We start from the raw sequence: 24,798 nt of genomic DNA on the forward strand, positions 1-24,798 counted from the left end.
TCCACCGACGAGAAACCCCGACGGCTCAACCCTTCCGCAGCTACGACAACGTCATACCTGACCTGCGAAAACAGCCGATCAAGTTCGGTACGAAAACGGCGTCTGAGAATCACTGACGACGCCGCGGGCTTCCAGGAACTCCTCCAGTTCCTGGGCGAGCATGGCGATGGGCCGGACGCACTGATCCCGATCGCGATCGAGACCTCGCGCGGACTGCTGGTGGCCTGCCTACGCGCCTGCGGGCGCAAGGTCTACGCGATCAACCCAATGGCTGTCGCCCGCTATCGCGACCGCCACACGGTCTCGCGCAAGAAGTCCGACCACCAGGACGCGGTCGTCCTGGCCAACATCCTGCGGACCGATGCCGAGCTGCACCGGGCCCTGCCCGGCGACTCTGAACTGGTCAGAGCGATCGCCGTGCCCGCCCGAGCCCAGCAGGACGCAGTCTGGGACCGTACCCGCGCACACAACCGCCTGCGCTCCCATCTGCGCGAGTACTACCCCGCGATCCTCCAGGCGTTCGCCGACAAACGCGAGCACCTGCTCTGCCGTGAGGCCCGCGCGATCCTTGCCGTCGCCCCGACCACGGCCCAGGCCAGCCTGCTGTCACGGAGCAGGCTGAGAACTGTCATCAGAGCAGCTGGCCGCCAACGCCGGCTCGACATCGAGGCCGCCCGACTGTTCGAGGTGTTCCAGCGCACCTGGCTGCGGCAGCCGCCGCTGGTGGAAACCGCGATGGGGCGCCAGACACTGGCCCTGCTCGCCCAGCTCGACGCTGCATGCCGGGCCTGCGAGGACCTGGCCCGGGACACTGAGGAACTGTTCTTGCAGCATCCCGACGCCGAGATCATCATGAGCTTCCCGGGTCTGGGCGTCCTCACAGGTGCCCGGATGCTGGCCGAGATCGGCGACGATCGGACCCGGTTTGCCCAGGCAGGCGACCTGAAAGCCTACGCAGGGAGCGCTCCGGTCACCCGGGAATCAGGCAAGAGCCGACGCGTCATCCACCGTCGGATCAAGAACAGCCGACTGGCCGCCACCGGTCGACACTGGGCCTTCGCCGCCCTCACGGCCTCACCCGGCGCCCATGCCCACTACAACCGACGACGAGAAGCCGGAGACGGCTACCACTCGGCCCTTCGGAACCTGTTCAACCGCATGATCGGTCAGCTCCACCACTGCCTGGCCACCCGTCAGACCTACGATGAAAGCGCAGCCTTCGCCCTCCGCGCGAAAGACACCCTCGCCACAGCGGCTTGACCCGATAACCGCATGGGGTGTCTTGTCGGCGGCGACCGCGTCCGGGCGGGTACGCGGGCGGCCGACCGGCCCCGGGACCCTGATCTTCTCCAGCACGGTCCGGAACTGCGGGCAGTCCGCCGCCTGACCGGGCGTCAGGACGAAGGCCAGCGGCAGCCCGGCGGAGTCGACCGCGGCATGGATCTTGCAGCTCAGTCCGCCCCGGGACCGGCCGAGTCCGGCAGCCTTCGCACGGGCTTTGCGGCGACGCCGCGCCGCGGCACGATCCGCACCCGCCTGTTCTGCGGCGGCCGCGTCCGCTGCGGCCTGCGGTGCACCACCCGCCACACCGGTGGCTGGACCGCAAGCGGAGCCCCCTTTTCCTCGGTCAATGCCTGTTCGAGGGCATCCAGGGTCTCCCCGGCGACGGCCAGCCCGGCTGAGTCCTGGTGCGCGCGCACGACCGTGGAGTCCACGCTCACCAGTTCCAGGCCGACCACCCCCCGCCCGGCCGCCTCCGCGATCAACGCGTCCATCAACCCCTGGAACACCCCGGCCCTGGCCCAGCTGTTGAACCGGGAGTAGACCGTGGACCAGGGCCCGTACCTCTCCGGGACATCACGCCAGCCCGACCCGGTACGAAAACGCCAGATCACCCCGTTGAACTGGTCCCGCACCCGCCGAGGCAACGGCCGCGTAGCCGCCACCGGCAGAAGAGGCTCGATCAACATCCACTCGGCATCCGTCACATCAAAACGCGCCACACCCGAGTTCTACCAGCAACCATCACGACAACGAGATCCGAACCCCGAACAGCTCCTGGCAATACGTGACCGCTGCGACTCAACTGGGCGCGGATGTCTGCACGATGGACGAATTCCCGAGCCGGCTGAGGATATTCGACCGGAAGGTCGCATTCTTTCTGCCTCCCAGGATTGCGGGCACGCCGTCCTGGTCCGGCATCCCGCCCTGGCGGGATTCCTGGTCGAGGCCTTCGAAAGGGACTGGGCCCGCGCCAGCCCGTACCAGCCGGGCTACCAGGGGCAGGAGTCGGGCAAGAAGCTCAACCTGGTCCAGGAGAGCATCATGCGCCTGCTGATCGAGGGCGTGAGCGACGACGCCATCGCCCGGCGGATGAACCTCTCCGTCCGCACCTGCCGCTCCCACATCGCGGCCTACGGCGTCCAGAGCCGGGTCCAGGCCGCCTACCTGATAGGCCGCGCCCAGGCCGGCCAGTCACCCTCGTGAACGCACCGGACGGCAGCGGCGGTCACGCGGGGCTGTAGGCGGCCACTGCGGTGACCAGGGCGGCGAGGAGGAGGAAGGCCAGGACGAGGACGGCCTGCACGGGGCGGTGGCCGAGGGGGCTGCGGTGGCGCATGCGCTGCTGGCGGGTGCGCCACTGGTGGTAGCCGATGAGGGCGGTGGTCGTCGAGAGCGCGATGAGGTAGCAGGCGAGGGCCAGGCGCAGCGCGAACGGGGCGACGTGGATCAGCTGGAGCACGGCCAGCGCCCCGGCGAGCAGGGCCAGGGCGGTGCGGGTCCAGGCCAGGAAGGTGCGCTCGTTGGCCAGGGTGGCCCGGTAGTCGGGCTCCTCGCCCTGGTCCCACCAGGGCGGCTGCCGGGTCCGGGCGGTGCGGTGCGGCGGGCGGCCGCTGTCGTCGGTCGCCATGCGGTCACCTCTGCCTTCGCCGTCCGGTGTCGTGCCCTGTGCCCCCCGGTGTCCATTTAAGGCGGGGGGACGCCTGGGCGCACGACCGGAGCCGGGCGGGAGGGACGGGCCGCGCCGGGCACGGCGGGGCGGGGGCGTCGCGGGCGGGCGGCCGGACGCCTGCGCCGTACGGGTGACGGCGGGTCAGCGGGACGGGCGGGGTGAAGACACGTTTCCGCGCCTGCGTGGGGGGAGGAGTCGGGAGGACTAGCCTTTCTCCGCGCATAACGGGCGCAGAGAGGCGGGTCCGATGAGCCCGATCAGCAACTCGTGCCAGCTGCTGACGATCGCGCTGGCGTGCGTCATGGCGCTGGCGACACCGCTGCTGTGGAACCGGCTGCGCGGGCCGCGCGCGCTGCGGCTGGCCGGCCGGGCGGTGCTGCTGGTCGGCGGACAGCTGGCGGCCACCGCCGCCGTCCTGGTGTGGATCAACATCGCCAGCGGCGGACTGATCGTCACCTGGCAGGACCTGCTGGGCAACGAGAGCACCCGTGGCGGGGTCTTCGCCGGCCAGCGCGGGCAGGTGTCCCTGGACGGCGGCGTCACCCCGAAGGCGGTCCTGCTCAGCGGCAGCGGCAACGGCAGCGGCAGCGGCACCGGCGACGGCACCGGCAGCAGCAGCCGCAACCGGAGCGGAGCCGCGTCCGCGTCCGCGTCCGGGCTGCGCGAGTTCCGGGCCGCCCCCGACGGCTTCCGGGTCACCACGCTGACCGGCGCCGCCTCCGGGATCACCTCCCAGGTGTACGTGTGGACGCCGCCGCAGTACGCGGCCGACCCGCACCGGCAGTTCCCGGTGCTGGAGCTGCTGCACGGCGTCTGGGGCTCGCCGCAGGGCTGGATGGGCCCGATGAACGTGGTCGCCCACCTGGAGGCCGCCGAGCAGAACGGCGGGGTGCACCCGTACATCCTGGTGGTGCCCGAGGTCACCCCGGTGCCCGGCCACACCACGCCCGACGACAACGAGGAGTGCAGCGACGTCCCCGGCGACGCCAAGGTCGACACCTGGCTCACCCAGGACGTCAGGGCGATGGTGGTGGACAGCCTCCGGGCCGAGCCCGCCGCCTCCGGCTGGGGGCTGATGGGCTACTCCACCGGCGGTTTCTGCGCCGCCAAGCTGGTGCTGCAGCACCCGGACCGCTACCGGGCGGCGGTCTCCCTCTCCGGCTACTACACCCCGGACTCGGTGGAGCTGACGGCCGACCAGCGGCTGGACCGCGACAACAGCCCGCTGTGGCTGGTCGGCCACACCCGTACCCCGGCGGTCTCGCTGCTGATGACCGCCAGCGCCCAGGACCGGGTCGATCCGGCGTCCGAACCGGCCCAGATGGTCTCGGTGGCGGCCGCCAACCCGCTGGCCCGCGCCACCGAGGTGCAATCGTTCACCGCCCCGCTGGGCGGCGGGCACAACCAGAGCGCCTGGGAGAAGATGCTGCCCACCGCCTTCACCTGGCTCTCGCAGCGGCTGACCGGCCCCACCTGATGGCAGCGGCAGCAGGTACCGCCCCCGCCCGCCCCGAGCCTCCCGAGGAACCCCCATGCAGCTGACCGGCACCGCCACCCAGGTGTGGACCGTCGCGCTCGCCGTCCTGGCCACCTGTGCGGCGCTGCTGCTGTGGAACAGGGTCCGCGGGCCGCGCCCGGTGCGGGTGCTGGCCCGGGCCGGGCTGCTGGTCGGCAGCTACGCCGCCACCGCGCTGGCGGTGCTGATCTCGGTCAACATCGCCTACGGCGGGCTGATCGTCAGCGTCAGCGACCTCTTCAGCGACCCCAACGCGGTGCCGATGCACCACGGCAGGTTCCAGCACGGCCACCGCGACCCGCTGACCGCCGGCTACGACCCGGGCGTCGGCAGCCAGGGCGCGCCGCAGGGCACCCCGCAGGACGGACAGCCGGGCACCCCGCAGGACGCCGCGGGTAGCCGGGCGGGCACCCAGAGTCAAAGGTGAGCACGGTCTGCAACCCCGCACAGCCGCAGCACGTCAGAGGTCTATGCACGACTGTCGTACTGCTGTCCCAGTGCCGTGCCGGACGAGTGGACCGGCGGCCGGAACCGCCGTCCCCCCGGGCGGCGACCTGTGGAGGTTGTGACCATGCGAGCGTTTTCCGGATCTGAAGCCGTCGTCCGCCGGGGGCGCGCGTGAGCGGGCGGCGGGCGGCGGTCAAGGGCGGCTCCGACGGCCCGGGCGACCCGACGGACGCGGGCGGCGGCATACCGGGGCAGCGCGGCGCACCGGGGGCCTCCGGCACACCGGGGGAGCCGGGCGGCCGGGCGGCGCTGCGGCGCAGCCGGTCGGGCGGGCGGCGCCGGGTGCTGAAGATCGTGGGACTGACCACCGCCGGGGTGCTGGTGGTCGCCGGGGGCGGGGTGACGTACCTGTACCTCCACCTGGCCGGCAACATCAAGACCGGGCAGCTCTACACCGGTACCGACCGCAAGGACGCGGTGGGGGTGGAGATACCCAACAAGTTCGGCCAGACCCCGTTGAACGTCCTGCTGATCGGCTCGGACACCCGGGACACCAAGGCCGACTGCGACCTCGGCGGGGCCTGTGCGCAGGGCGGCCAGGGCGCCAACGCGGATGTGGAGATGCTGGTCCACCTCTCGGCCGACCGCAGCAACATCACCGTGATGAGCATCCCGCGCGACCTCATCACCAACCTCCCGGCCTGCACCGATCCGGGCAACGGCACCAGCGTCGGCCCGCGCTACAAGCAGATCAACCAGACGCTGCAGTACGGTCCTTCGTGCACCGCCATGGCCGTGCACAAGCTGACCGGCATCACCGTGGACGACTTCGCCATGGTCGACTTCGGCGGCGTGGTCAACCTGTCCAACGCCCTGGGCGGGGTGAAGGTCTGCGTCAGCAGCAACATGTACGACATCAACTCCGGGCTCAAGCTGACCGCGGGCACGCACACCCTGCAGGGGCTGTCGGCGCTGCAGTTCCTGCGCACCCGTGACTCCTTCGGCGACGGCAGCGACAACGTCGGCCGGACCGGTGCCACCCACACCTTCTTCACCGACATGATCAACAAGTTGAAGAGTGCGGGCACCGTCAGCGACGTCCCGGCGATGTACTCCATAGCCAACGCCGCCACCAAGTCGCTGACGGTCAGCCCGGATCTGAACACCCCGCTCAAACTCATCAGCCTGGCGCAGCAGTTGAACAAGGTCCCGGCGGACCGGATCACCTTCGCCACCATGCAGAACGTCGACGACCAGCACGACTTCCATGTCACCGAGGGGCCGCAGGCGCCGGTGCTGTTCAACGCCATCAGGAACGACCAGTCGCTGACCACCGCGAGCGGCGGCAGCAGCGGCGCGGGCAGCGCCGCCGGAAGCGCCGCCGGGAGGGCCGCGGCGACGACCGGTGCCGCGCCCTCGGTGCCGCTCTCCGGGATCGCGGTGGCCGTCTACAACGGCGCCAGCCTCCCTGGGCAGTCCGGGCACGTCCCCGGGCGGGCCGGGCAGATCGCCGCCGCCCTGATCAGCGACGGCTTCAGCTCCGGCACCGCCGCCTACGACGACTCCGGCTCCCCGGCCAGCACGTCGCTGACGTACGGCCCGGGGCAGGCCGCCCAGGCGCAGGCCACGGCCAAGGTGCTGGGGCTCCCGGCGGCGGACGTCAAACAGGGCGCCGCGAGCGGCCTCAAGCTGGTCATCGGCGCGGACTGGACCAGCGGGACGGCCTTCCCGAACTCCAAGCCGGCTCCGGCGCCGGTCGACACCGCCGCCGCGCTGAACAACACGTTCTCGCAGAACGGCGGGACGTCCCAGTGCGTCAAGGTCAGCCCCGACAAGACCGAGAACAAGCTGGGCCTGCCCACAGCGACCTGGAACAGCCCGCCGGAGACCCCGGCGCAGATGTTCCAGATCTACGCCAACCGGCCGAACTCCGCGCCCTGAGCCCGGGTCTGCCGCCGCCGCGCGCGAGGATGGGCGCATGACCGACACCCCGGCCCGGCTGCTGACCCTGCTCTCGCTGCTGCAGACGCCGCGCGAGTGGCCGGGCAGCGAGCTGGCCGCGCGGCTGTCGGTCAGCCCGCGCACCATCCGCCGGGACATCGACCGGCTGCGCGAGCTGGGCTACCCGGTCGAGGCGACCATGGGCCCGGTCGGCGGCTACCGGCTGGTCGCGGGCAAGGCCATGCCGCCGCTGCTGCTGGACGACGACGAGGCGGTCGCCATCGCGGTCGGGCTGCGCACGGCGGCGGGCCGGACGGTGGACGGCATCGAGGAGGCCTCGGTGCGGGCGCTGGCCAAGCTGCAGCAGGTGCTGCCCTCGCGGCTGCGGCAGCGGGTGGGGGCGATCAGCGCCGCCATGGTCTCCACCGCGCCGTGGCCGGGGCCCACGGTGGATCCGGAGGCGCTGACGGTGCTGGCCTCGGGGGTGGCGGCGCAGGAGCGGCTGCGCTTCGGCTACCGCGCCGCCGACGGCAGCCAGACCCGGCGGCTGGTGGAGCCGCACCGGCTGGTCGCCGCCGGACGCCGCTGGTACCTGGTCGCGTACGACGACGACCGCGCCGACTGGCGGTTGTTCCGGGTGGACCGGATCACCGCGCCCGCGCTCACCGGCGCCCGCGCAGCCCCGCGCGAACTGCCGGGCGGCGACGCTGCGGCGTACGTCGCGGGGCAGTTGACGGGGCTGCGGACCGGTTGGCGCGCCGTCGCCGTGCTGCACGCGCCGGCGGCGGAGCTGGAAGGGCGGCTGCGCGATACCGAGTGCGAGCTGGAGCCGATCGACGCGCACAGCTGCCGGATGACCACCCGGGTGGACTCGCTGGAGTGGCTGGCCTTCCGGCTGGCGATGCTGGGCTGTGGGTTCGAGGTGGTCGAGCCACCCGAACTGTTGGACTACTTGGACGAGTTGGGGGAGCGGGTCTCCCGTGCGGTGAGCAGGGGCTCCAGGTGACCGGGCTGGTCCACCGGCGGTGAGCCCTGCGGCTGGTAGCGGGCGGTGCGGGCCTCCCAGTCGAAGTAGCCGCCCATCCAGGCGGCCAGGCCGTCCGCGTACCGCTCGACGGCCTGCCGTTCGTGCCGGGAGAGCTCCAGCCGGTCGCACAACTCTGGAATCTCCACCGCGAGTTGCAGATACTGGTCGATCATCCACTGGGCCTCGGCGAGGACGGCGGCGCTGGCCTCGGCGCGTCCGCACTGCCGCTGGTGCTGCAGGATCACCACCAGGTTGTACACGTCGCCGCGCGGTGCCTCCTTGTCGTAGGAGTACACGTCGTTGCTGAACGCGGGTGCATCGGCAGCGAGTTGGCGCATCAGCCGGAGCTGCGGGCTGTGGAAGGCGGCCGGCGGCACCTCGGCGGCGAAGCGCTCGATCATGTCCAGCACGGTCTCGGTGCCGTCCGCTCCCCGGCGCAGCATCAGGTAGGAGGAGCGGTCCGGGACGTGCATGGCATCCTCGGCGGCGCGCAGCCGCCCCATCGCCTCACTGGGGTGCGCCGAGAAGTACCACTCCCAGTTGCTGGCCGCGCGGGCGCGCCAGCGCGAGGACATGCCCTCGGAGCTGCGCCGCCACAGGTCGGCGAAGGAGGAGGTGATCGGCGACTCGGGGCCGTTCTTGTGGTCCCCGTGGACGATGTCCACCAGCGGGGCGCAGGCCTTGACGACGTCGGCCGGGCGCAGTCCCAACTCGCTGTCGAACTGGTCGTCGAAGAGGAAGTAGAAGCTGAAGAGGTCGGTGGCGAGGCCGAGTTCGTCCGCGTCGAGGTCGGGGAAGCTGCGCGCGGCCAGGTCCGGTATGTCCCAGTGGGAGTAGAGTTCGATCGCCTCGTCACCGGTGAGCATGCCGTGCGACTGAAGCCAGTCGAGGTTGTGGGTCCTGGCTGAGGCGCGGTGAGCGCTGGTGCGCCTGGGGAACGGGAGGTTCAGCTCCACGATTGGGTTGCATCTCCTCTCACAGTCGGTCTCACGTAGTCATGACGCTACTAGAAAGTGCCACTTTCAAGCAGTCTGCAATCGGTCAGTTGCCGAGGTCACGGAGCTGTCGACCCCTCATCCGACCCGCTGGCACCGACGTACCCCGAAAGTCTGCTGATACGCCGTCAAAAGGTATGTCCACAGGTGTCGGAGTGGATAGCCTCGGGAGCGTACAAGGACTGCTGACTGGGAGCGAAAAGTGACCGATCACGGAGTGTACGGGCGCGGAGCGGACGAGGGCGGCCTGTACGAGCGGGCCGAACTCACCGAGCAGGCCGAGCGGGCGCTGACCCGGCTCTGCGAGGGCTTCCGGGCCAGCGACACCAACCTCGGCCGGGTGCTCCTGTACAGCGGCGCCGCCGGGCTGGGCAAGACCGCCATCGTCGGCGAACTGCGCCGCAGCGCCTCCGCCCGCAGCGATGCCTGCCTGATCCTCTCCGCCAGGGGCGGCGAGCAGCAGCAGAAGTCCCCGTTCCACGTGGTCCGCCAGCTGCTGCAACCGTTCCTCGTGGGCCTCGGCGAGGCGGAGACCCGGGAGCTGCTGGAGTCCTGGTACGACGTCGCCGCCCCGGCGCTGGGCCTGGTCCCCGCCTCCGCGATGCAGACCGTCCAGGCCGAGCCGCAACCCCAGGGCGTCAACCAGGCCCTGGACTGGCTGCTCACCCAACTCGCGGTCCGGCGCGGCCCGCTGGTGGTGATCGTCGACGATCTGCACTGGGCCGACCGGGAGTCGCTGGACTGGCTGGTCGGGTTCAGCGGGCGGCTGCCCGGGCTGCCGGTGCTGCTGGCGCTGGCCTTCCGGCCCGAGGAGCTGAAGGACAGCGCCCGCCCGCTGCTGGCCCTCGGCGAGAACGGCTCCGGCAGCGGCCCGGACGCCCGGCTCGGCGTCCAGCTGCAACTGCGCACCCTCGGACCGAACTCGGTGGAGAACCTGATCCGCAAGGAGCTGGCCGCCGACGCCGACGACCTCTTCTGCCGCGAGTCCTGGTCCATCACCGGCGGCAACCCGTTCGACGTGGTCGCGCTCATCTCCAAGATGAAGGACCGCAAGCTGCAGCCGGTGGACGAGAACGTCTCCGAGCTGCGCGGCCTGGTCGCCGCCGGGCGCGGGCTCGGCATCTCCCGGCGGCTGGAGGCCCTCGGCCCCGACACCACCCGGTTCGCCTACGCGGCGGCGGTGCTGGACACCGAGATCGACCCGGACATCGCCGGGCGGATGGCCGTGCTCACCCCGGCCGCCCAGCGCACCGCCGTCGAGCGGCTGTGCGAGGAGCGCATCCTGCGGGTCGACCACGACGCCCGCGGCCGGACCGTGCTGGAGTTCGTCCACCCGACCATCGGCACCGCCGTCTACCAGACCATGCTGCTCTCCTCGATCCGCACCTCGCTGCACGGCAAGGCCGCCGCCGAGGTCATCGCGGCCGGGCAGAGCATGGCCATCGCCTCCCGGCACCTGCTGGAGATCTACCCCGAGGACGACCTGGAGGTCGTCCGCCAGCTCCGCGAGGCCGCCATCGAGCACATGGCGATGGGCGCCCCGGACGCCGCCCGGCGCTGCTTGGAGCGTGCCCTGTCCGAGCCGCCGGCCGAGGAGGACCGCGCCGACGTCCTGTTCGAGCTGGGGCGCTCCGCGCTGCTCACCGACCCGCAGGCGACCATCAACCACCTGCGCCAGGCGCTGACCGCCGTCCCCGGGCTGAGCCCGGAGCGCCGCGAGGAGGCCACGCTGCGGCTCGGCCAGGCCCTGGCCCACTCCAACCGCATGGTCGAGGCCGCCGAGGTCACCGCCGACGAGATCAACCGCACCCCGCAGGGGCCCGGCCGGATCCGGCTGCAGGCCGCCTACTACATGTGGCGCGCCTTCCTGCGCGACGCCTCGGACGGAGCCGAGTGCTCCGAGCGGCTCGCGGAACTCTCCGGCCAGCTCTCGGCCGACCTGCACGGCACCGCCGACGCCGGCCCGCGCGCCGTCAAGGTGGTCCAGGCGTGGGACCTGGTGATGCGCGGCGCCGACTCCGCCGAGGCGCTCGCCCTGGCCGAGCACGCCTTCGAGAACGGCCGGCTGATCGACGGCCTCGGGTGGACCAACACCACCTGGGGATTCGAGATCCCCATCCTGCTGGGCCTGACCTACGTCTACAACGACCGGCTCGACCTGGCCTCCCGGCTCTCCAACGAGGGCGCCAGGAGCATCGAGCTGGCCGGTTGGAGCGGCGGCCACCAGGCGTTCGTCAGCTTCCTCGGCGGCTTGGTGCTGCAACGCTGGGGCCGCCTGGTCGAGGCCGAGGCGCTGCTGCGGACCACCCTGCGCCGATCCGACCGGCTGGGCCGGAACACCCCGCTGCAGTGGGACATCGTCGGCGTGCTGATCGACACCCTGCTCGCCCGCGGCCGCACCGACCAGGCCCTGGAGCTGGCCGCCGAGTACCACTTCGAGGCGCCCTACCCGCCGGTGATGGTGCTGCCCGACGCCCCGACCCTGCACGCCCGGCTGCTGCTGGCCCAGGGTCGGCGCGACGAGGCAGCCGAGGAGCTGCGCGCCACCGGGGAGGCGCTGGAGCAGCGCGGCTGGCACAACTCGGTCTGGGCTCCCTGGGCCGGCCACCTGGCCGCGGCCATCGCCCAGGAGCAGCCGGAGCGCGCCCGGGAGCTGGCCGCCCAGGGCCTCGCCGACGCCCGGCGCACCGGCACCAACTCGGCCGTGGGCAGCGCCCTGCGGCTGTGCGCCGCGGTGGCCGATCCGGCCGATGCCCCCGACCTGCTGCGGCAGGCCGTGGACCGGCTCGGCAAGTCCCCGGCGGCGTACGAGTACGCGCTGGCGCTGGTCGACCAGGGCGCGGCGCTGCGCCGGGTCAGCCGTCCCCGGGAGGCCATCGCCCCGCTGGAGCAGGGCGTCGAGCTGGCCGCGCAGTGCGGCGCGGACGCCCTGGCCGCGCGCGGCCGGGCCGAACTGGTGGCGTCCGGCGCCAGCCCGCACCGGCTGCACGCGGTCGCCGCGCGGGTGCTGAACCGGGAGGAGCGGCAGGCGGCGGTGCTCGCGGCGCAGCGGGTGCCGATCGAGCAGATCGCCGACCGGCTGGGCGTCAGCGTGGGCGTGGCCAGCGCGCTGTTGGCCTCCGCGCACCGCAAGGTGGGCACCGGGCCGGAGGGCCTGTCGGCCGCGCTGGAGCTGGGGGAGCAGCCGGGGGAATAGCGGTCCGCCGCCGCCGGTTGCATGCTTGAGGCATGTCGTCCAGCCGAAAGCAGGTCTGCCCAGCATGAGCACGCTTCAGCTCACCAAGGACAACTTCAACGAGACCGTCGAGCAGAACGGCTTCGTTCTGATCGACTTCTGGGCGTCCTGGTGCGGGCCCTGCCGGCAGTTCGCCCCGGTCTACGAGAAGGCCGCCGAGGACAACCCCGACCTGGTGTTCGGCAAGGTGGACACCGAGGCGCAGGCGGAGCTGGCGGCGGCCTTCGAGATCCGCTCCATCCCCACCCTGATGATCATCCGCGACCGCACGGTGGTCTTCTCGCAGCCGGGCGCCCTGCCCGCCCCGGCCCTGGAGGACCTGATCAAGCAGGCCCGGGGGCTGGACATGGACGAGATCCGGCGCGAGGTCCAGGAGCAGGAGCAGGGCTCGGCCGAGTAGGGCCGCGGGTCAGGGCCGCCCGGACCAGGAGCGCTGCGGGCGGTACTCGACGACGGTCAGGGCCAGCGCCACATGGCGGTCCACCAGCTCGTCCAGGCCGATCTCGCCGTCCGGGCGGAACCACTGGGCGACGGCGTTGCACATGGCGATCACCGTGCGGCGGGCCTCGTCCGGGTAGGGCGTGAGGAACACCCCGGACGCCACCCCGGCGTCGATGGCGTGCCGGAACAGGTTGGTGGCCTCGGCGTGGCGCGCGCTGTAGCGGGCCAGGCGCTCCGGGTCCAGGCTGCGCTCCTCGGTGAGCAGGATGTTGCTGCGGGCCAGGTGCTCGGCGCGGAACCGGGTGGTGGCGGCCACCACCGCCGAGAGCCGGTCCGCGGGCTCCTCGCCGACCTGCTCCAGGGCGGCGGCGCAGGCGGCGAAGTAGGTGTCCAGGCCCTCGTCCAGGATGGCGTGCAGCAGCTCCTGCTTGCCCGAGTAGTAGTGGTACATCGCCGAGAGGCTCATTCCGGCGCGCTGCGCGATGTCGCGGATGGAGGCGCTTCCGAAGCCGCGGGTGGAGAACTCCTCGCGGGCGGCCTCCAGCAGAGCGTTCTGTCCGGCAGGTCGCATGGTTGTCCTTGCTCGGGGACTGATCGATCGTTCGGATTCTAGCCCGGGCGACGGCCGCGCGGAGTGACAGGATGGCATCGGTCGCATCGTCGTGGGCCCCGGGACGGCGGCGGAAGCCCGCCGGGTTGAACGAACGTTCGTCAGGGCGCGGCCGTTTCGTCGTCGGCGGGGCACCGGGACGTGATAGCTCGTTCACAACATCTGTCCGTCAGCGCTGCAACCCCGTCGGGTAAGCAGATGTCCCTACAGTATGGAGGGCGTCTCCACGCAGGGCGGGTCCGCGTCGGGCGCATCACAGAGCAGGTCGAGCCGCCAGGGGGCAGCCAGATGAACACCGCCGCGCACAGGACCGCACAGGGGACCGCGGGCCGGACCGCCGCCACGGAGCGGACCGGCTCCGGTCGGATCGCGCGCAGAATCGGTTCCGCGGCGGCCGTCGCGGCCGTCGCCGCCGCCGTGGTCGGGCTGGGGGCAGGACCGGCCTCCGCCAAGTCGGCCATAGCGGTCGGCGTGGGCAGCCGCGTCGTCACCGTCGGCCGCTCGGTGGAGGTCTCCGCCTCGGGCGACAGCGACGACTTCGGCGGCACCCCGATCCAGCTGTGCGTGGACGAGCGCAGCGGCGCGGGCGCCTGGGCGCAGCTCGGCTGCGTCCAGCACAGCTCGGTGCGGCTGGCCGTCCGGGCCGGGCACCGCGGCGAACTGCAGTTCCGGGCGCAGCTGGTGGCGGTGGTCAACCCCCGGCACCGGGTGGTCGACCGGACGTCGAACACGGTCGCCGTCCTGGTCCACTGACCGCCGCCGGGAGGCCGGCCCGGCGGGCCTCTCCGGGCGCCGACTGGCTCGGACGGGGGCTGTTGCGGCGACCTGACCAGCATTGCTGTCGGGTTGTCAGTGCCGGTAGGTACTGTGCGTGTCTGCGGGTAGACGCAGTGCGACTCCTGGAGTCAGGGGCCGCGCTCGTCCGGCTCGACACACGAAGGGGAGATACGTCATGTCCGCCACACTCGCCGGCGCTGTCGCCACTGCCGCCTGTCGCCTCTGTCCGCCCCAGGGCGGGGAGGTGGTCGCGGTGTACCCGGGGGACGGACCCGCTCACCGGGCCGCACACCGTGCCTGGGAGGAGTCCACGACCACCGGTCTGCCGCACCACGACCACTACGACCCCGTGCTGGACGCCTTCGTGGTGGTCCGTCACCAGGACTGACGCCGGGCCGGGCCCGGCCGCGCCGACCTCGCCGGGCCGCACGCGGCAGCGGGGGCCGGCAGCCCCATCTGCTGCCGACCCCCGCTGACCGCCTGCTGTGCTGCTGTGCCCCTGGCCGGCCGGGCCGCTGTGCTGCCGTGCTGTCGGGTTGACCCTTTCCAGCCTGCCTGCCGACCCGCCCTGGCGCTGGTAGGGCGGGGTGGCGCGGCGGAAATCCCGACGGCCCGGCTGTCTGGCGCGGCCGTGGTCCAGCGGCTGCCGTGCCTAGTAGTACAGCTCGGACGCCAGCCGGTTGCTATTGGACTGACCGCTGCCGATCCCGCCGCCGTTGCCGGAGATCCCGGCGCTGTTGTCGGCGTTGGACGCGCCGCCGCCCGTCGCCGACTGGCGCCCGGCATTGGCGTTGCCGTTCACCGCGCCGCCGAAGTTGCCCGAGTCGTAGACGCTGACGACGCTGCCGTTGGAGTGGTCGGTCGCTGCGGAGGCGCCGGTCACCGCCGACGCTGTGCCGATGCCCAGGCACATACAGGCCGCCAACGCGGCGAAGGCCGTGAAGATGCGCAAACGGGACACGAGGTCTCCTGTCTGAGTGGATGATGCGGTGCTGGTGACGGGCGGGGCTGGCCATCCCCGGCCGTCGGGAAACGGACCGACGTCGCTGCCCCAGCATTCACCAACAAGTCGACAAAGTTCCATCTCGATTGGTAAATATCCCCCATAGGAGTCACCATCCCTTCGGTGACGCTTTGTCCCGCCCGGCGCAGGCGTCAATCGCCGGTTGACCGGGGGGCGCGGGGTCCGGTCGTGCGCCGCCCGCCGCGATCGGGCAAGGTGGTGCCGGAGACGGTGCGGCAGGCAGTGCGGTACGGCAGCAGGTGCGGCGAGGAGTAGCGGGTGCCCCAGGGCAGAAGGCCAGGTCGTCGGGTTCGCCCGCAGCGGGCGGAGCGGGACAGGCCGCACCCCGCGCCCCCCGCCGCGCCCGCCCCCGAACCCCGGCCGTCCGGCCCCCGCGCCTCTGGACCCCGGGCGTCCGAGCCCCGCGCGTCCGAGCCCCGGGCGTCCGAACCGCCCGCGTCCGTACCACCGGCGTCCCCGGCGCCGCAGCCGCCCGGAGCCCCCGCCCCCGCCGGGCCTGCCCTGACGGTCACCCCCGGCCTGCTCGGCCCCGAAACGCCTGACCCGACCGCCCCCACGGCCGCGCCCGCCCCGAGTGCCGCGACCGCCCCGCCCACCCCCGGTGCCGACGACTGGGCCGCCTACGGCTACACGCCCCCGGCCGGCATCTCCCTCGCGCAGCTGCGCATAGGCGCGCCCGGCGACGCCCCCTGGCCGGACCGGATGCGCACCCTGCTGCGCACCCCGATGTCCGAGCGGCCCGCGTTCGAGCGCTCGCACGCCCCCGAACAGGCCGAGGTCGGGCGCAACGTCCCGCGCATCCTGGACCTCACCCTGCGCATCGGCGAGCTGCTGCTCGCCAGCGGCGAGAGCGCCGAGGACGTCGAGGCGGCCATGCTGGGCGTCACCCACGCCTACGGCCTGGACCGCTGCGAACCGCAGGTCACCTTCACGCTGATCTCCATCTCGTACCAGCCCTCGCTGACCGAGCCGCCGGTGACCTCGACCCGGGTGGTGCGCCGCCGCGGCTCGGACTACACCCGGCTGGCGTCCGTCTACCGGCTGGTCGCGGACATCACCGGGGAGCAGGCCAGCGTGGAGGACGCCTACCGGCGGCTGGCCGCGATCCGGCGCAACCGGCACCCCTACCCGGGCTGGCTGCTGTCGCTGGCCACCGGGCTGCTGGCGGGCGCAGCGACGCTGCTGGTCGGCGGCGTCGCGGACCCCAAGGCGATGCTGGTCTTCGTCAGCGCCTTCTTCGCGGCCACGCTCGGCGACCGGCTGGCCTGGGCGGTGGCGCACAAGGGGCTGCCGGAGTTCTACCAGTTCGTGGTCGCGGCCATGCCCGCCGCCGCGCTCGGCGTGGTGCTCACCCTGGGCGAGAGCGGGCTGCGCGGATCGGTGCTGATCACCGGTGGGCTGTACGCGCTGCTGCCCGGCCGGGCCCTGGTCGCGGCCGTGGCCGACGGCCTCACCGGCTTCTACATCACCGCCGCCGCCCGGCTGCTGGAGGTCCTCTACCTGGTCGTCGGCATCATCCTGGGCGTGCTGCTGGTGCTCTACGTGGGCGTCAAGTTCGGCGCCGACCTGCACCCCGAGCAGAGCCTGGCCACCCACCCGTTCCCCGCGCTGCAACTGCCCGCCGCCATGGCGCTGACGCTGTTCTTCGCCGTGCTGCTGCAGACCTCCCGCCGGGTGCTGCCGATGGTGACCCTGCTCGGCGGGGTGGGCTGGTCGGTGTACGGCGTGCTGACCGTCCAGGGCCATGTGTCGCCGATCCTCGCCACCGGCGTGGCCGCCGGGATGGTCGGCCTCTTCGGCCAGCTCGCCTCGCGCTATCGCTACGCCTCCTCGCTGCCGTACGTCACCGCCGCGCTCGGACCGCTGCTGCCGGGCTCGGCCATCTACCTCGGGCTGCTCTCGCTGGCCCGGGGCGAGCCGCTGACCGGCCTGCTGGCGGTCTCCCGCGCCGCCGCGCTGGCGCTGGCGCTGGCCGTCGGGGTGAACCTCGGCGGCGAGGTCGCACGGCTGTTCCTGAAGGTGCCGCAGGGCACCGGCCCGACCGTCGTCCGCAGCGCGGCCAAGCGCACCCGCGGCTTCTGAGGGCGGGGCCGATGAACGCGCTTCCGCACCGCCGCTTCCACTTCGGCGAGTACTACGTCCACCACATCCTGGACCCGGGCAAGCAGCCGCTGCTGCTGCTCCTGCTGGGCTTCATCTGCTCCTTCCTGTTCATCCGCTTCAGCGTGCGAATGATCCGGCGCGGGGTGCGCTGGTGGCCCGGCAACGTCACCCCCGGCGGCCTGCACATCCACCATGTCGTCTTCGGCATGTTCTTCCTGCTGGTCGGCGGCATCGGCACGTTCGCCACCGACGGGACGCACCCCTGGATCGACGTCTTCGGGCTGGTCTTCGGCATCGGCTGCGGCCTGGCCCTGGACGAGTTCGCGCTGCTGCTGCACCTGGAGGACGTCTACTGGAGCGAGCAGGGGCGCAAGTCCGTGGACGCGGTGATCGTCGGCATCCTGCTCACCGGGCTGCTGCTGGTCGGCTACCTGCCGCTGGGCCTCACCCCGGGCGACCGGGTGCACTGGCTGCTGATCGGCCTGATCAGCTTCAACGCCCTGTGCACGGTGGTCACCTTCCTCAAGGGGAAGTTCTGGAGCGGCATCCTGGGGATCATGGTGCCGGGCGTCTCCTGGATCGCCGCGCTGCGGCTGGCCCGCCCGTACAGCCCCTGGGCCCGCTGGCGCTACACCCGCAGCCCGCGCAAGTACGCCCGCGCCCGCCGCCGCGAGGCCCGCTTCCACCGGCGCACCGACCACGCCCGGCAGTGGCTGTTCGACGCCATCGCGGGCAAGCCCACCCCGCCCGGCGCCCGCCCCACCCGCGCCCACCAGCTCGCCGAGCGCATGGCCGAGCGGCTCGCCGCCCCGCGCTACGCGGGGGACTTCCGCAGCTACCTGCCGCCGGACGAGCAGCGGCTGCGCAGCCTCACCCGGCTGAACCGGCTGGCCGCGCGCCGGGCGGCGGCCGGTGCCGCGGCTGCCGCCCGGCGCGCGGCGCCGGTGCCGCACGCTCATCCGCACCCGCAGGCGACCACCGCCGCGGCCCGCCGCCGCGAGGCCGCCGCCCGCCGCCGTACCGTCGCCGCGGGCCGCAGCCGGGGCGCGGGGGGCAGCCGCCGCAGCCGTAGCTGACGCACCGTCACTCATCCGGCTGCCTCGTGGTGCGCACCCGCCCGGCCCCGGACAGACTCGGAGGAGTCCGTCAGCGAACCGGAGGGTCGTCGAGTGCTCCACCGCATGCCGCTCCGCAGCGCGGCCCGTCCCCTGGCCTGTGCCGCGCTCGTGGTCGCCCTGGCCGCCCTGCCGCTGACCGGGACCGCCACGGCGGACGATCCGGCGCCGGGCGCGGGCGAGGTCCAGGCCGCCCAGCAGGCCGCGCAGGGGCAGGCCGCCGAGGCCGCCACCGTCGAGCAGCAGCTCAGCGCCGCCCAGAGCGCCGAGCAGGCACTCGACATCCAGGCCGACCAGGCCGTGGAGCAGTACGACGGCGCGACCGTCCGGCAGGACCTCGCCGAGCAGGCCGCCATCGCCGCCACGGCCGCCGCCGCCAAGGCCGAGGCCGGACGCCAGACCGCCCATATCGCTGCCGGGGAGCTGGCGGCGGAGCAGTACCGGATGGGCGTGCCGCCCGGCCTGGCCGGCTTCGACGGCGTGCTGCGGGCGCGGGACGCCCAGGCCGCGGACGTCCAGCGGGAGGTGGAGCGGGCCGTGGCCGGCCGGGCCCGGATCGCGGTGGACAGCGCCACCGGCACCGCCGCCAGGGCCGCCGGGACCGCGGCCGCCGCCGCCCGCGCCGCCGCCGCGGCCCGGCTGGCCACGGCCGCCGTCCAGCAGGCCCGGCAGCAGGTCGAGGCCCGGCTCGCCGCCCAGCAGACCCAGGTGCAGGCGCTCCAGGCCCGGCAGGCGACGCTGCTGGCCCAGCTCGCCGAGGCCGAGCAGACCTCGGTGGAGCTGGCCGCCCGCCACGAGCAGGCCCGGCAGCAGGCCGCCGCCCAGCAGCAGGCCGCCGACGAGGAGCAGGCCGCCGACGCCACCGCGCCGACCGGCCCCGACCCCGGCACGGACCCCGCCGCCCTGGACCCAGCCACCGACCCCGCCGTCCCGGACCCCGGATCAGACCCCGGATCAGACCCCGGCTCGGGCTCCGGATCAGGCTCGGGATCGGACGCGGCCCCGGGCTCCGCCCCCGATGCGACCGCCCCCGCCGACAGCGGCTCTGACGCCGTGTCGGGTCCGGCCCCGGCCGCCGCCCCGCCCGATCCGGCCGCCGCCGTCCGCTATGCCCGCGCCCAGCTCGGCCTGCCGTACGTCTGGGGCGCGGCCGGTCCGGCCGACTTCGACTGCTCGGGCCTGACCATGCGTGCCTGGCAGCGCGCCGGGGTGGCCCTGCCGCACTTCGCCGCCGACCAGTACGCCCGCTCCCACCCGATCGGCTACAGCCGGCTCCGCCCCGGCGACCTGGTCTTCTGGTCCCACGACGGCACCCCGCAGGGCATCTACCACGTCGCCCTCTACATCGGCGACGACCGCATCATCGAGGCCCCCCGCACCGGCGACGTCGTCAAGGTCGCCAGCCTCTGGATCATGGGCGCACCCAGCTTCTACGCCCGCCCCTGACCCGTTGTCAGTGGCCTGTGGCAGGATCGCTGACAGGTCGTACAAGGACGGCCGCGGTCCACGGGGGGACGCATGAGGGATCTGCACGGCCTCGGCGAGGCAGCGGGGGCGCCGGAGGCAGCGGGGGAGGGCCGGGCGCCGGAGACGGCGGCGGCGGAGGCCGAGGTCGGGCGGGCGTTGCGGCGCCTGCTGGCCGCGCCGGTGGAGGAGCGCGCCCGGTGGGCGCCGACGGTGGCCGCCGCGCTGGGGGAGGAGCGGTTCCAGCAGGTCATAGAGGCGACCAGGGAGCAGGTCGGCGAGGTCACCGGGGTGGAGTCCACCGCCGCCGGGCTGGTGCTGCGCGGCCCCCGGGGGACGGCGCTGGCCTGGGGGGTGACCGCCGCCGACGGCACCCTGGCCGGTTTCCTGATCGGCGGCCCGGCCCCCGCCCGGCACCGGGCGCGGCCCCGGGGCCCGTCCTGGTGGGGACTGCTGCTGCCGCTCGCCGCCCTGGCGGCCGTCGTCACCGGCTGCTGGACCAGCGGCAGCGCCGACGGCTGGGCGTCCTGGGCGCTCTGCGCGGCCCTCGCGCTGGTCGGCTTCGAGGGGTACGGGGCCGCCGCCTCCGTGCCGTGGTGGATCCGGCGCCCGTTCCAGGCCGGGGCGCTGCTGGCGGCGGTCTCGGCCTGCCGCCTGCCGGAGCTGCCCGGCCCGCGCTGGGGCGGCGCGGCGGTGCTGCCGGTGGCGCTGGGGGCCGCACTGGCCGTCGCCCTCGTCCGGCTGGTGCGGGCGCGCCGCCACCGCTGGGGTGCGCCGCTGTCCGCGCCGCTGCGATTCCCCTTCGCCACCGGCCGCTGGTACGTGGTGCAGGGCGGCGGGCCCGGGATCAACCACCATGCCACCGTGGCCGAGCAGCGCGGCGCGCTGGACCTCGTCCGGCTGGGGCCGGTCGGCTTCCGCACACGGTCCGCCGGACGGTTCGCCGCCGATGTTCCGGAGGCCTACGCCGCGTACGGCAGCGCCCTGCTGGCCCCCTGCGACGGGCTGGTGGTGCGGGCCGTGGACGGCATACCCGACCAGGCGCCGGGCGAGCCAAGGTTCGGCCCGCCGTACGGCAACTGCGTCGTCATCGACACCGGGCAGGAGACCGTCCACCTGGCGCACCTGCGGCCGGGCAGCGTCCGGGTGGCCGTCGGCGAGCGGGTCACGGCCGGTCAGCTGCTGGGCGAGGTCGGCAACTCGGGCCACAGCACCGAGCCGCACCTGCACATCCACGCCGAGCGGGAGGGGCTGGGGCTGGACCTGGCGTTCACCGGCGTCCCCGGCCGACTGCGCCGGGGCCGCAGCCTGCGCACCGGCGGCCCGACGGACGACGCCCGGCCCTCAGCGGCCCGGCCCTCAGCGGCCCGACCACCGGCGCCGGGCCGGGGCAGTCCGGCTGATCCCGGTCCGGCGGACGACAGACGCCGCCCGCGGGAGCCTGGTGGGCCCCGGGGCGGCGTCGACGGGTGCGTGCGGACGGCGCGTCAGTGCGCGTGTCCGGACTCCTTGAGGCGGTTGACCGAGTTCACGATCTCCTCCTCGGCCTCCGCGCGGCCGACCCAGTGCGCGCCCTCGACCGACTTGCCGGGCTCCAGGTCCTTGTAGACCTCGAAGAAGTGCTGGATCTCCAGGCGGTCGAACTCCGACACGTGGTGGATGTCCCGCAGGTGCTCCCAGCGCGGGTCCGACGCGGGCACGCAGAGCAGCTTGTCGTCGCCGCCCGCCTCGTCGGTCATGTGGAACATGCCGATGGCCCGGCACTTGATCAGGCAGCCGGGGAAGGTCGGCTCTTCGAGGATGACCAGGGCGTCCAGCGGGTCGCCGTCCTCGCCGAGGGTGCCCTCGACGAAGCCGTAGTCGGCGGGGTAGCGGGTCGAGGTGAAGAGCATCCGGTCAAGGAAGATGCGACCAGTCTCGTGGTCGACCTCGTACTTGTTCCGCGAACCCTTCGGAATCTCGATCGTGACGTCGAACTCCAAGGCTCCTCCAAAGAAAGTCGTTTGCAGCCAATAGTGTCTCCTACGTCGTGGAGTGCTCGGGAAAGGGGCAGGTCCGGATGGGTACTACGTGGTGGGGGCGGGCCGCCCGGGGCTACGCGCTGGCGCCGACGCGGACCGTCGTGCTGGTGGCCGGCGGCCTCGGGCTGGCGCTGGCCGCGAGCAGCATCGCCGCCGCCGGGCCCTGGCAGGGCGGCCAGCGGACGGCCGAGCGCCGCCCCGGGCGCACCGCCGGATCCCCGGGCCAGGACGCCGCCCGGGCGTCGAAGCCGCAGCTCAGGGCCGTGCCCGCGCCCAGTTGGCAGCCGGTGCCGCAGGTGCTCGCCCCGGCCGTGGGCGCGGTGGACGCCGCCGCTCCGCTGCCGACCGGCGCCGGGCTGTCCACCGCCCTCGGCGGCTACCTGGGCGCACCGGCGCTCGGCCAGGTCACCGCCTCGGTGACGGACGTCGCCACCGGACGCAGCCTGTACGCGTACGGCGGCACCGCCCCGCAGACGCCGGCCTCCACCAACAAGATCGCCACGGCGACCGCCGCGCTCACCCTGCTCGGCCCCGGGCACCGCTTCACCACCCGGGTGGTGAGCACCGGGCCCGGCCGGATCGTCCTGGTCGGCGGCGGCGATCCGACCCTGACCGCGGCCGCCACCGGCGGCAGCGACCCGCAGGCCAGCCTGGCCACGCTGGCCGACCGCACCGCCGCCGCGCTGAAGGCCGAGGGCGCGAGCACGGTCAGGCTCGGGTACGACACCGCGCTGTTCACCGGCAGCCCGCTGCACCCGATCGGCGTCAACGACAACATCGCCCTGGTGCAGGCGCTGACCGTGGACGAGGGCCGGCTGGACCCGTCCAGCACCGAGGACGCCCCGCGCTACGCCGACCCGGCGGCGACCGCCGCCGGCGACTTCGCCGCCCTGCTCACCGCCCGGGGCGTCACCGTCCAGGGCTCGCCCGCCCTCACCACGCTCCCGACCGCCACCGCCCCGGCCACCGCCTCTGCCGAGGACGCCGCCGCCCCGGCCACCGCTCCGTCGGCCACCGCCGCCGTCCCGCTGGCCGAGGTGCAGTCCCAGCCGCTGACCGAGATCGTCGAGCGGATGCTGACCGACAGCGACAACGACATCGCCGAGACCCTGGGCCACCAGGTGGCGCTGGCCGCCGGACAGCCCGCCACCTTCACCGGCGGGGTCACCGCCGTGCTGCAGACCCTGCGCGGCCTCGGCATACAGCTGGGCGGTACCCGGCTGTACGACAGCAGCGGCCTGGACACCCGGGACGCCGTCCCGGCCGACGTGCTCACCCAGCTGCTGGCGCTGGACGCCTCACCCGCCCACCCCGAGCTGCGCCCGATCGTGCTCGGGCTGCCGGTGGCCGGCTTCACCGGCACCCTGGGCCCGGACGTCGAGGGCTTCGACAGCAGCTCCGGGCTGGGCGTGGTCCGCGCCAAGACCGGGACGCTGTCGGCCGCCAACACCCTCGCCGGGCTGGTGGTGGACCGTGACGGCAGGCTGCTGGCCTTCGCCTTCATGGCCAACGGCGGCGGCCCGGCGGCCACGGCCCGCAGCGACCTGGACGCGCTCGCCGGGCGCGTCGCCGCATGCGGCTGCCGCTAGTGGGCAGGAACACGTACGGTGGCAGGTGTACAGCCACTGGCGGACCAGAGCGGACACGGGCGAACTCCCCTGCCTCTCCGGAGGAACAGAGCCACAGTCGGAATACCCCTCCGGAGGAGTGAGAGCGGACATGGCAGACATGGTCGACTGGAGTCTCGCGGTGTCCACCGCGACCCGGCTGGTGCGTCCCGGCCCCGAGGTGAGCCGCGAGGAGGCCGGTGCGGCCGTGGCCGAGCTGCGGCGGCACGCCGCCTCCTCGGAGCGGCACGTCCGCGAGTTCACCGGGATGGGCTCCCCGACCGGGGGCACGCCGGTGCTGGTGGTGGACCGGCCGGGCTGGATCAGGGCCAATGTGGCCGGATTCCGCACGATCATCACCCCGCTCACCGACCGGATGCAGGCCCGCCGCTCCGAGCTGCCCGGCAGCGCCGCGCTGGGCGTCGTCGGCGGCAAGGTCACCGGCCTGGAGGTGGGGATGCTGCTGGCGTTCATGTCCTCCCGGGTCCTCGGCCAGTACGAGACCTTCGCCCCGGCGGAGATCCCGGCCGACCTGTCCTCGCTGGACGACGCGCACCCGGCCGCGCCCGGGCGGCTGCTGCTGGTGGCCCCCAACATCGTCCAGGTCGAGCGCGAGCTGGAGGTGGACCCGCACGACTTCCGGCTGTGGGTGTGCCTGCACGAGGAGACCCACCGCACCCAGTTCACCGCCGTGCCCTGGCTGCGCGACCACATCGAGGCGGAGATCCAGGCGTTCCTGGCCGAGACCGACATCGACCCGACCACGCTGCTGGAGCGGCTGCGCGAGGCGCTGGGCTCGCTGCCCGGCGTCGGCGCCGGGGCGTCCGGCCCGGACGAGAGCGGTGCGGACAGCGGCGGCGGCACCGGCAGCCTGATGGACGTCGTGCAGACGCCCGCCCAGCGCGCCGTGCTGGGGCGGCTGACCGCGGTGATGTCGCTGCTGGAGGGCCACGCGGACGTGGTGATGGACGGCGTCGGCCCGCAGGTCGTGCCCTCGGTGGCGGAGATCCGGGAGAAATTCCAGCAGCGCCGGGCCAAGGGCGCGGGGCGGCTGGACCAGCTGCTGCGCCGGCTGCTGGGCCTGGACGCCAAACTGCGGCAGTACCAGGACGGCGCGGTCTTCGTCCGCGCGGTGGTCGACTCGGTCGGCATGGACGGCTTCAACCGGGTCTGGACCTCGCCGAACACCCTCCCCACCAAGGAGGAGATCCACAACCCGTCGGCGTGGGTGGCCCGCATCCACAAGTGACGCAGCGGAGCCCATGAGCGCGCGGGCATGCGGGCGCGCGGGCATGCGGCGCGCGGCCGGACGGCCTCCACAGGCCCCTCCGGCGCGCCCGCGCAGCGCCCCTCGGCCTGCAGGAACGTTCCTCCATTCATCCTTCCGAGCGGAACCGGGGACATCCGGGAACCAGACCGGCGTGTGGCACGGAAGACTTCTGCGACGATCTGCTTACGATCCCGTCGCCACGATTCGTGATATGCCGATCACTCTGTGAGACGATTCGGCAACCCTCCGTCC

The 24,798-nt window shown here is 73.6% G+C and carries 21 protein-coding genes and 2 pseudogenes; 16 read left to right on the forward strand and 7 right to left on the reverse strand.

The genetic code is table 11. The features are described from left to right. Positions 1–57 precede the first annotated feature (57 nt). On the forward strand, positions 58–1,260 hold the full coding sequence (locus tag GXW83_RS02975) for an IS110 family transposase (RefSeq protein ID WP_225447423.1): 1,203 nt from the start codon (positions 58–60) through the stop codon (positions 1,258–1,260). A 21-nt stretch (positions 1,261–1,281) separates the two neighbouring features. Here GXW83_RS02975 and GXW83_RS33755 read toward each other — a convergent pair. Together GXW83_RS33755 and GXW83_RS02980 are read right to left on the reverse strand one after the other, a co-directional pair. Further along, a pseudogene (locus GXW83_RS33755) lies at positions 1,282–1,482 on the reverse strand (transposase); the annotation flags it as partial. After that, on the reverse strand, positions 1,452–2,003 hold the full coding sequence (locus GXW83_RS02980; protein WP_182441350.1) for an IS5 family transposase: 552 nt from the start codon (positions 2,001–2,003) through the stop codon (positions 1,452–1,454). The pseudogene GXW83_RS33755 and the gene GXW83_RS02980, both read right to left, overlap by 31 nt. Positions 2,004–2,325: 322 nt before the next feature. Here GXW83_RS02980 and GXW83_RS02985 point away from each other — a divergent pair, with 322 nt between their 5' ends. After that, positions 2,326–2,487 carry a hypothetical protein gene (locus tag GXW83_RS02985; RefSeq protein WP_182441351.1) on the forward strand — a complete coding sequence of 54 codons (162 nt, stop codon included), beginning with the start codon at positions 2,326–2,328 and terminating at the stop codon, positions 2,485–2,487. A 22-nt stretch (positions 2,488–2,509) separates the two neighbouring features. Here GXW83_RS02985 and GXW83_RS02990 read toward each other — a convergent pair whose 3' ends face one another. Further along, complete coding sequence (locus GXW83_RS02990) at positions 2,510–2,911, reverse strand: YidH family protein (protein WP_182441354.1); 402 nt, start codon at positions 2,909–2,911, stop codon at positions 2,510–2,512. Between the two features lie 289 nt (positions 2,912–3,200). On the opposite strand from GXW83_RS02990, the gene GXW83_RS02995 reads away from it, so the two are divergent. From GXW83_RS02995 to GXW83_RS03010, 4 genes are all read left to right on the forward strand, one after another. Beyond that, on the forward strand, positions 3,201–4,430 hold the full coding sequence (locus tag GXW83_RS02995) for an esterase family protein (protein ID WP_182441355.1): 1,230 nt from the start codon (positions 3,201–3,203) through the stop codon (positions 4,428–4,430). A 55-nt stretch (positions 4,431–4,485) separates the two neighbouring features. Next, a complete protein-coding gene (locus tag GXW83_RS03000) occupies positions 4,486–4,896 on the forward strand; it encodes a hypothetical protein (RefSeq protein ID WP_182441357.1) in 411 nt (136 codons plus the stop codon). A gap of 191 nt (positions 4,897–5,087) precedes the next feature. Further along, entirely contained in the window at positions 5,088–6,857 is a 1,770-nt protein-coding gene (locus GXW83_RS03005) for an LCP family protein (protein ID WP_225446716.1), read from the forward strand. Positions 6,858–6,894: 37 nt separating this feature from the next. Beyond that, on the forward strand, positions 6,895–7,863 hold the full coding sequence (locus GXW83_RS03010) for a YafY family protein (protein WP_182441358.1): 969 nt from the start codon (positions 6,895–6,897) through the stop codon (positions 7,861–7,863). Here GXW83_RS03010 and GXW83_RS03015 read toward each other — a convergent pair. Beyond that, complete coding sequence (locus GXW83_RS03015) at positions 7,806–8,840, reverse strand: terpene cyclase (RefSeq protein WP_182441360.1); 1,035 nt, start codon at positions 8,838–8,840, stop codon at positions 7,806–7,808. The genes GXW83_RS03010 and GXW83_RS03015 overlap by 58 nt on opposite strands. Before the next feature lie 241 nt (positions 8,841–9,081). On the opposite strand from GXW83_RS03015, the gene GXW83_RS03020 reads away from it, so the two are divergent. Together GXW83_RS03020 and trxA are read left to right on the forward strand one after the other, a co-directional pair. Further along, positions 9,082–12,075, forward strand: a complete 2,994-nt coding sequence (locus tag GXW83_RS03020) for an AAA family ATPase (protein ID WP_225446717.1) — start codon at positions 9,082–9,084, stop codon at positions 12,073–12,075. A gap of 64 nt (positions 12,076–12,139) precedes the next feature. Further along, positions 12,140–12,514, forward strand: a complete 375-nt coding sequence (gene trxA / locus GXW83_RS03025; RefSeq protein ID WP_182441362.1) for a thioredoxin — start codon at positions 12,140–12,142, stop codon at positions 12,512–12,514. 9 nt (positions 12,515–12,523) lie between these two features. Here the strand turns inward: trxA and GXW83_RS03030 are convergent, their stop codons facing one another. Further along, complete coding sequence (locus GXW83_RS03030; RefSeq protein ID WP_182441363.1) at positions 12,524–13,126, reverse strand: TetR/AcrR family transcriptional regulator; 603 nt, start codon at positions 13,124–13,126, stop codon at positions 12,524–12,526. Between the two features lie 327 nt (positions 13,127–13,453). Here GXW83_RS03030 and GXW83_RS03035 point away from each other — a divergent pair, with 327 nt between their 5' ends. Continuing rightward, positions 13,454–13,918, forward strand: coding sequence for a hypothetical protein (locus GXW83_RS03035; RefSeq protein ID WP_182441364.1), 465 nt, complete (start codon positions 13,454–13,456; stop codon positions 13,916–13,918). Positions 13,919–14,117: 199 nt separating this feature from the next. Further along, positions 14,118–14,330, forward strand: coding sequence for a hypothetical protein (locus GXW83_RS03040; protein WP_182441365.1), 213 nt, complete (start codon positions 14,118–14,120; stop codon positions 14,328–14,330). Positions 14,331–14,594: 264 nt separating this feature from the next. On the opposite strand, the gene GXW83_RS03045 is transcribed toward GXW83_RS03040, so the two are convergent. Continuing rightward, positions 14,595–14,903, reverse strand: a complete 309-nt coding sequence (locus GXW83_RS03045) for a hypothetical protein (RefSeq protein WP_225446718.1) — start codon at positions 14,901–14,903, stop codon at positions 14,595–14,597. Between the two features lie 321 nt (positions 14,904–15,224). Between GXW83_RS03045 and GXW83_RS03050 the strand changes: the two genes are divergently transcribed. The 4 genes and pseudogenes from GXW83_RS03050 to GXW83_RS33760 form a co-directional block, all read left to right on the forward strand. Further along, positions 15,225–17,048, forward strand: coding sequence for a threonine/serine exporter ThrE family protein (locus GXW83_RS03050; protein ID WP_225446719.1), 1,824 nt, complete (start codon positions 15,225–15,227; stop codon positions 17,046–17,048). 11 nt (positions 17,049–17,059) lie between these two features. Further along, entirely contained in the window at positions 17,060–18,145 is a 1,086-nt protein-coding gene (locus GXW83_RS03055) for a hypothetical protein (RefSeq protein ID WP_225446720.1), read from the forward strand. A 105-nt stretch (positions 18,146–18,250) separates the two neighbouring features. Continuing rightward, positions 18,251–19,630 (forward strand): C40 family peptidase, encoded by a 1,380-nt coding sequence (locus GXW83_RS03060; RefSeq protein WP_182441366.1) that lies wholly within the window; start codon positions 18,251–18,253, stop codon positions 19,628–19,630. 72 nt (positions 19,631–19,702) lie between these two features. Continuing rightward, positions 19,703–20,887 (forward strand): annotated as a pseudogene (locus GXW83_RS33760) (M23 family metallopeptidase); the annotation flags it as partial. 248 nt (positions 20,888–21,135) lie between these two features. Here the strand turns inward: GXW83_RS33760 and GXW83_RS03065 are convergent. Further along, positions 21,136–21,630 carry an inorganic diphosphatase gene (locus GXW83_RS03065; protein ID WP_182441367.1) on the reverse strand — a complete coding sequence of 165 codons (495 nt, stop codon included), beginning with the start codon at positions 21,628–21,630 and terminating at the stop codon, positions 21,136–21,138. A 77-nt stretch (positions 21,631–21,707) separates the two neighbouring features. Between GXW83_RS03065 and dacB the strand changes: the two genes are divergently transcribed. Continuing rightward, a complete protein-coding gene (gene dacB / locus GXW83_RS03070) occupies positions 21,708–23,258 on the forward strand; it encodes a D-alanyl-D-alanine carboxypeptidase/D-alanyl-D-alanine-endopeptidase (protein ID WP_182441368.1) in 1,551 nt (516 codons plus the stop codon). A 130-nt stretch (positions 23,259–23,388) separates the two neighbouring features. Beyond that, complete coding sequence (locus GXW83_RS03075) at positions 23,389–24,525, forward strand: zinc-dependent metalloprotease (RefSeq protein ID WP_182441369.1); 1,137 nt, start codon at positions 23,389–23,391, stop codon at positions 24,523–24,525. Positions 24,526–24,798: the final 273 nt, after the last annotated feature.

This window comes from Streptacidiphilus sp. PB12-B1b, from assembly GCF_014084125.1.
Lineage (GTDB): Bacteria > Actinomycetota > Actinomycetes > Streptomycetales > Streptomycetaceae > Streptacidiphilus.

What these genes read in the sequence shown, in the direction of transcription:
- GXW83_RS02985 (WP_182441351.1), top strand. Translation starts at nt 2,326, where the DNA reads ATGCGCCTGCTGATCGAGGGCGTGAGCGACGACGCCATCGCCCGGCGG.
- GXW83_RS02990 (WP_182441354.1), bottom strand. Translation starts at nt 2,911, where the DNA reads ATGGCGACCGACGACAGCGGCCGCCCGCCGCACCGCACCGCCCGGACC.
- GXW83_RS02995 (WP_182441355.1), top strand. Translation starts at nt 3,201, where the DNA reads ATGAGCCCGATCAGCAACTCGTGCCAGCTGCTGACGATCGCGCTGGCG.
- GXW83_RS03000 (WP_182441357.1), top strand. Translation starts at nt 4,486, where the DNA reads ATGCAGCTGACCGGCACCGCCACCCAGGTGTGGACCGTCGCGCTCGCC.
- GXW83_RS03010 (WP_182441358.1), top strand. Translation starts at nt 6,895, where the DNA reads ATGACCGACACCCCGGCCCGGCTGCTGACCCTGCTCTCGCTGCTGCAG.
- trxA (WP_182441362.1), top strand. Translation starts at nt 12,140, where the DNA reads ATGAGCACGCTTCAGCTCACCAAGGACAACTTCAACGAGACCGTCGAG.
- GXW83_RS03030 (WP_182441363.1), bottom strand. Translation starts at nt 13,126, where the DNA reads ATGCGACCTGCCGGACAGAACGCTCTGCTGGAGGCCGCCCGCGAGGAG.
- GXW83_RS03035 (WP_182441364.1), top strand. Translation starts at nt 13,454, where the DNA reads ATGAACACCGCCGCGCACAGGACCGCACAGGGGACCGCGGGCCGGACC.
- GXW83_RS03040 (WP_182441365.1), top strand. Translation starts at nt 14,118, where the DNA reads ATGTCCGCCACACTCGCCGGCGCTGTCGCCACTGCCGCCTGTCGCCTC.
- GXW83_RS03055 (WP_225446720.1), top strand. Translation starts at nt 17,060, where the DNA reads ATGAACGCGCTTCCGCACCGCCGCTTCCACTTCGGCGAGTACTACGTC.
- GXW83_RS03060 (WP_182441366.1), top strand. Translation starts at nt 18,251, where the DNA reads ATGCCGCTCCGCAGCGCGGCCCGTCCCCTGGCCTGTGCCGCGCTCGTG.
- dacB (WP_182441368.1), top strand. Translation starts at nt 21,708, where the DNA reads ATGGGTACTACGTGGTGGGGGCGGGCCGCCCGGGGCTACGCGCTGGCG.
- GXW83_RS03075 (WP_182441369.1), top strand. Translation starts at nt 23,389, where the DNA reads ATGGCAGACATGGTCGACTGGAGTCTCGCGGTGTCCACCGCGACCCGG.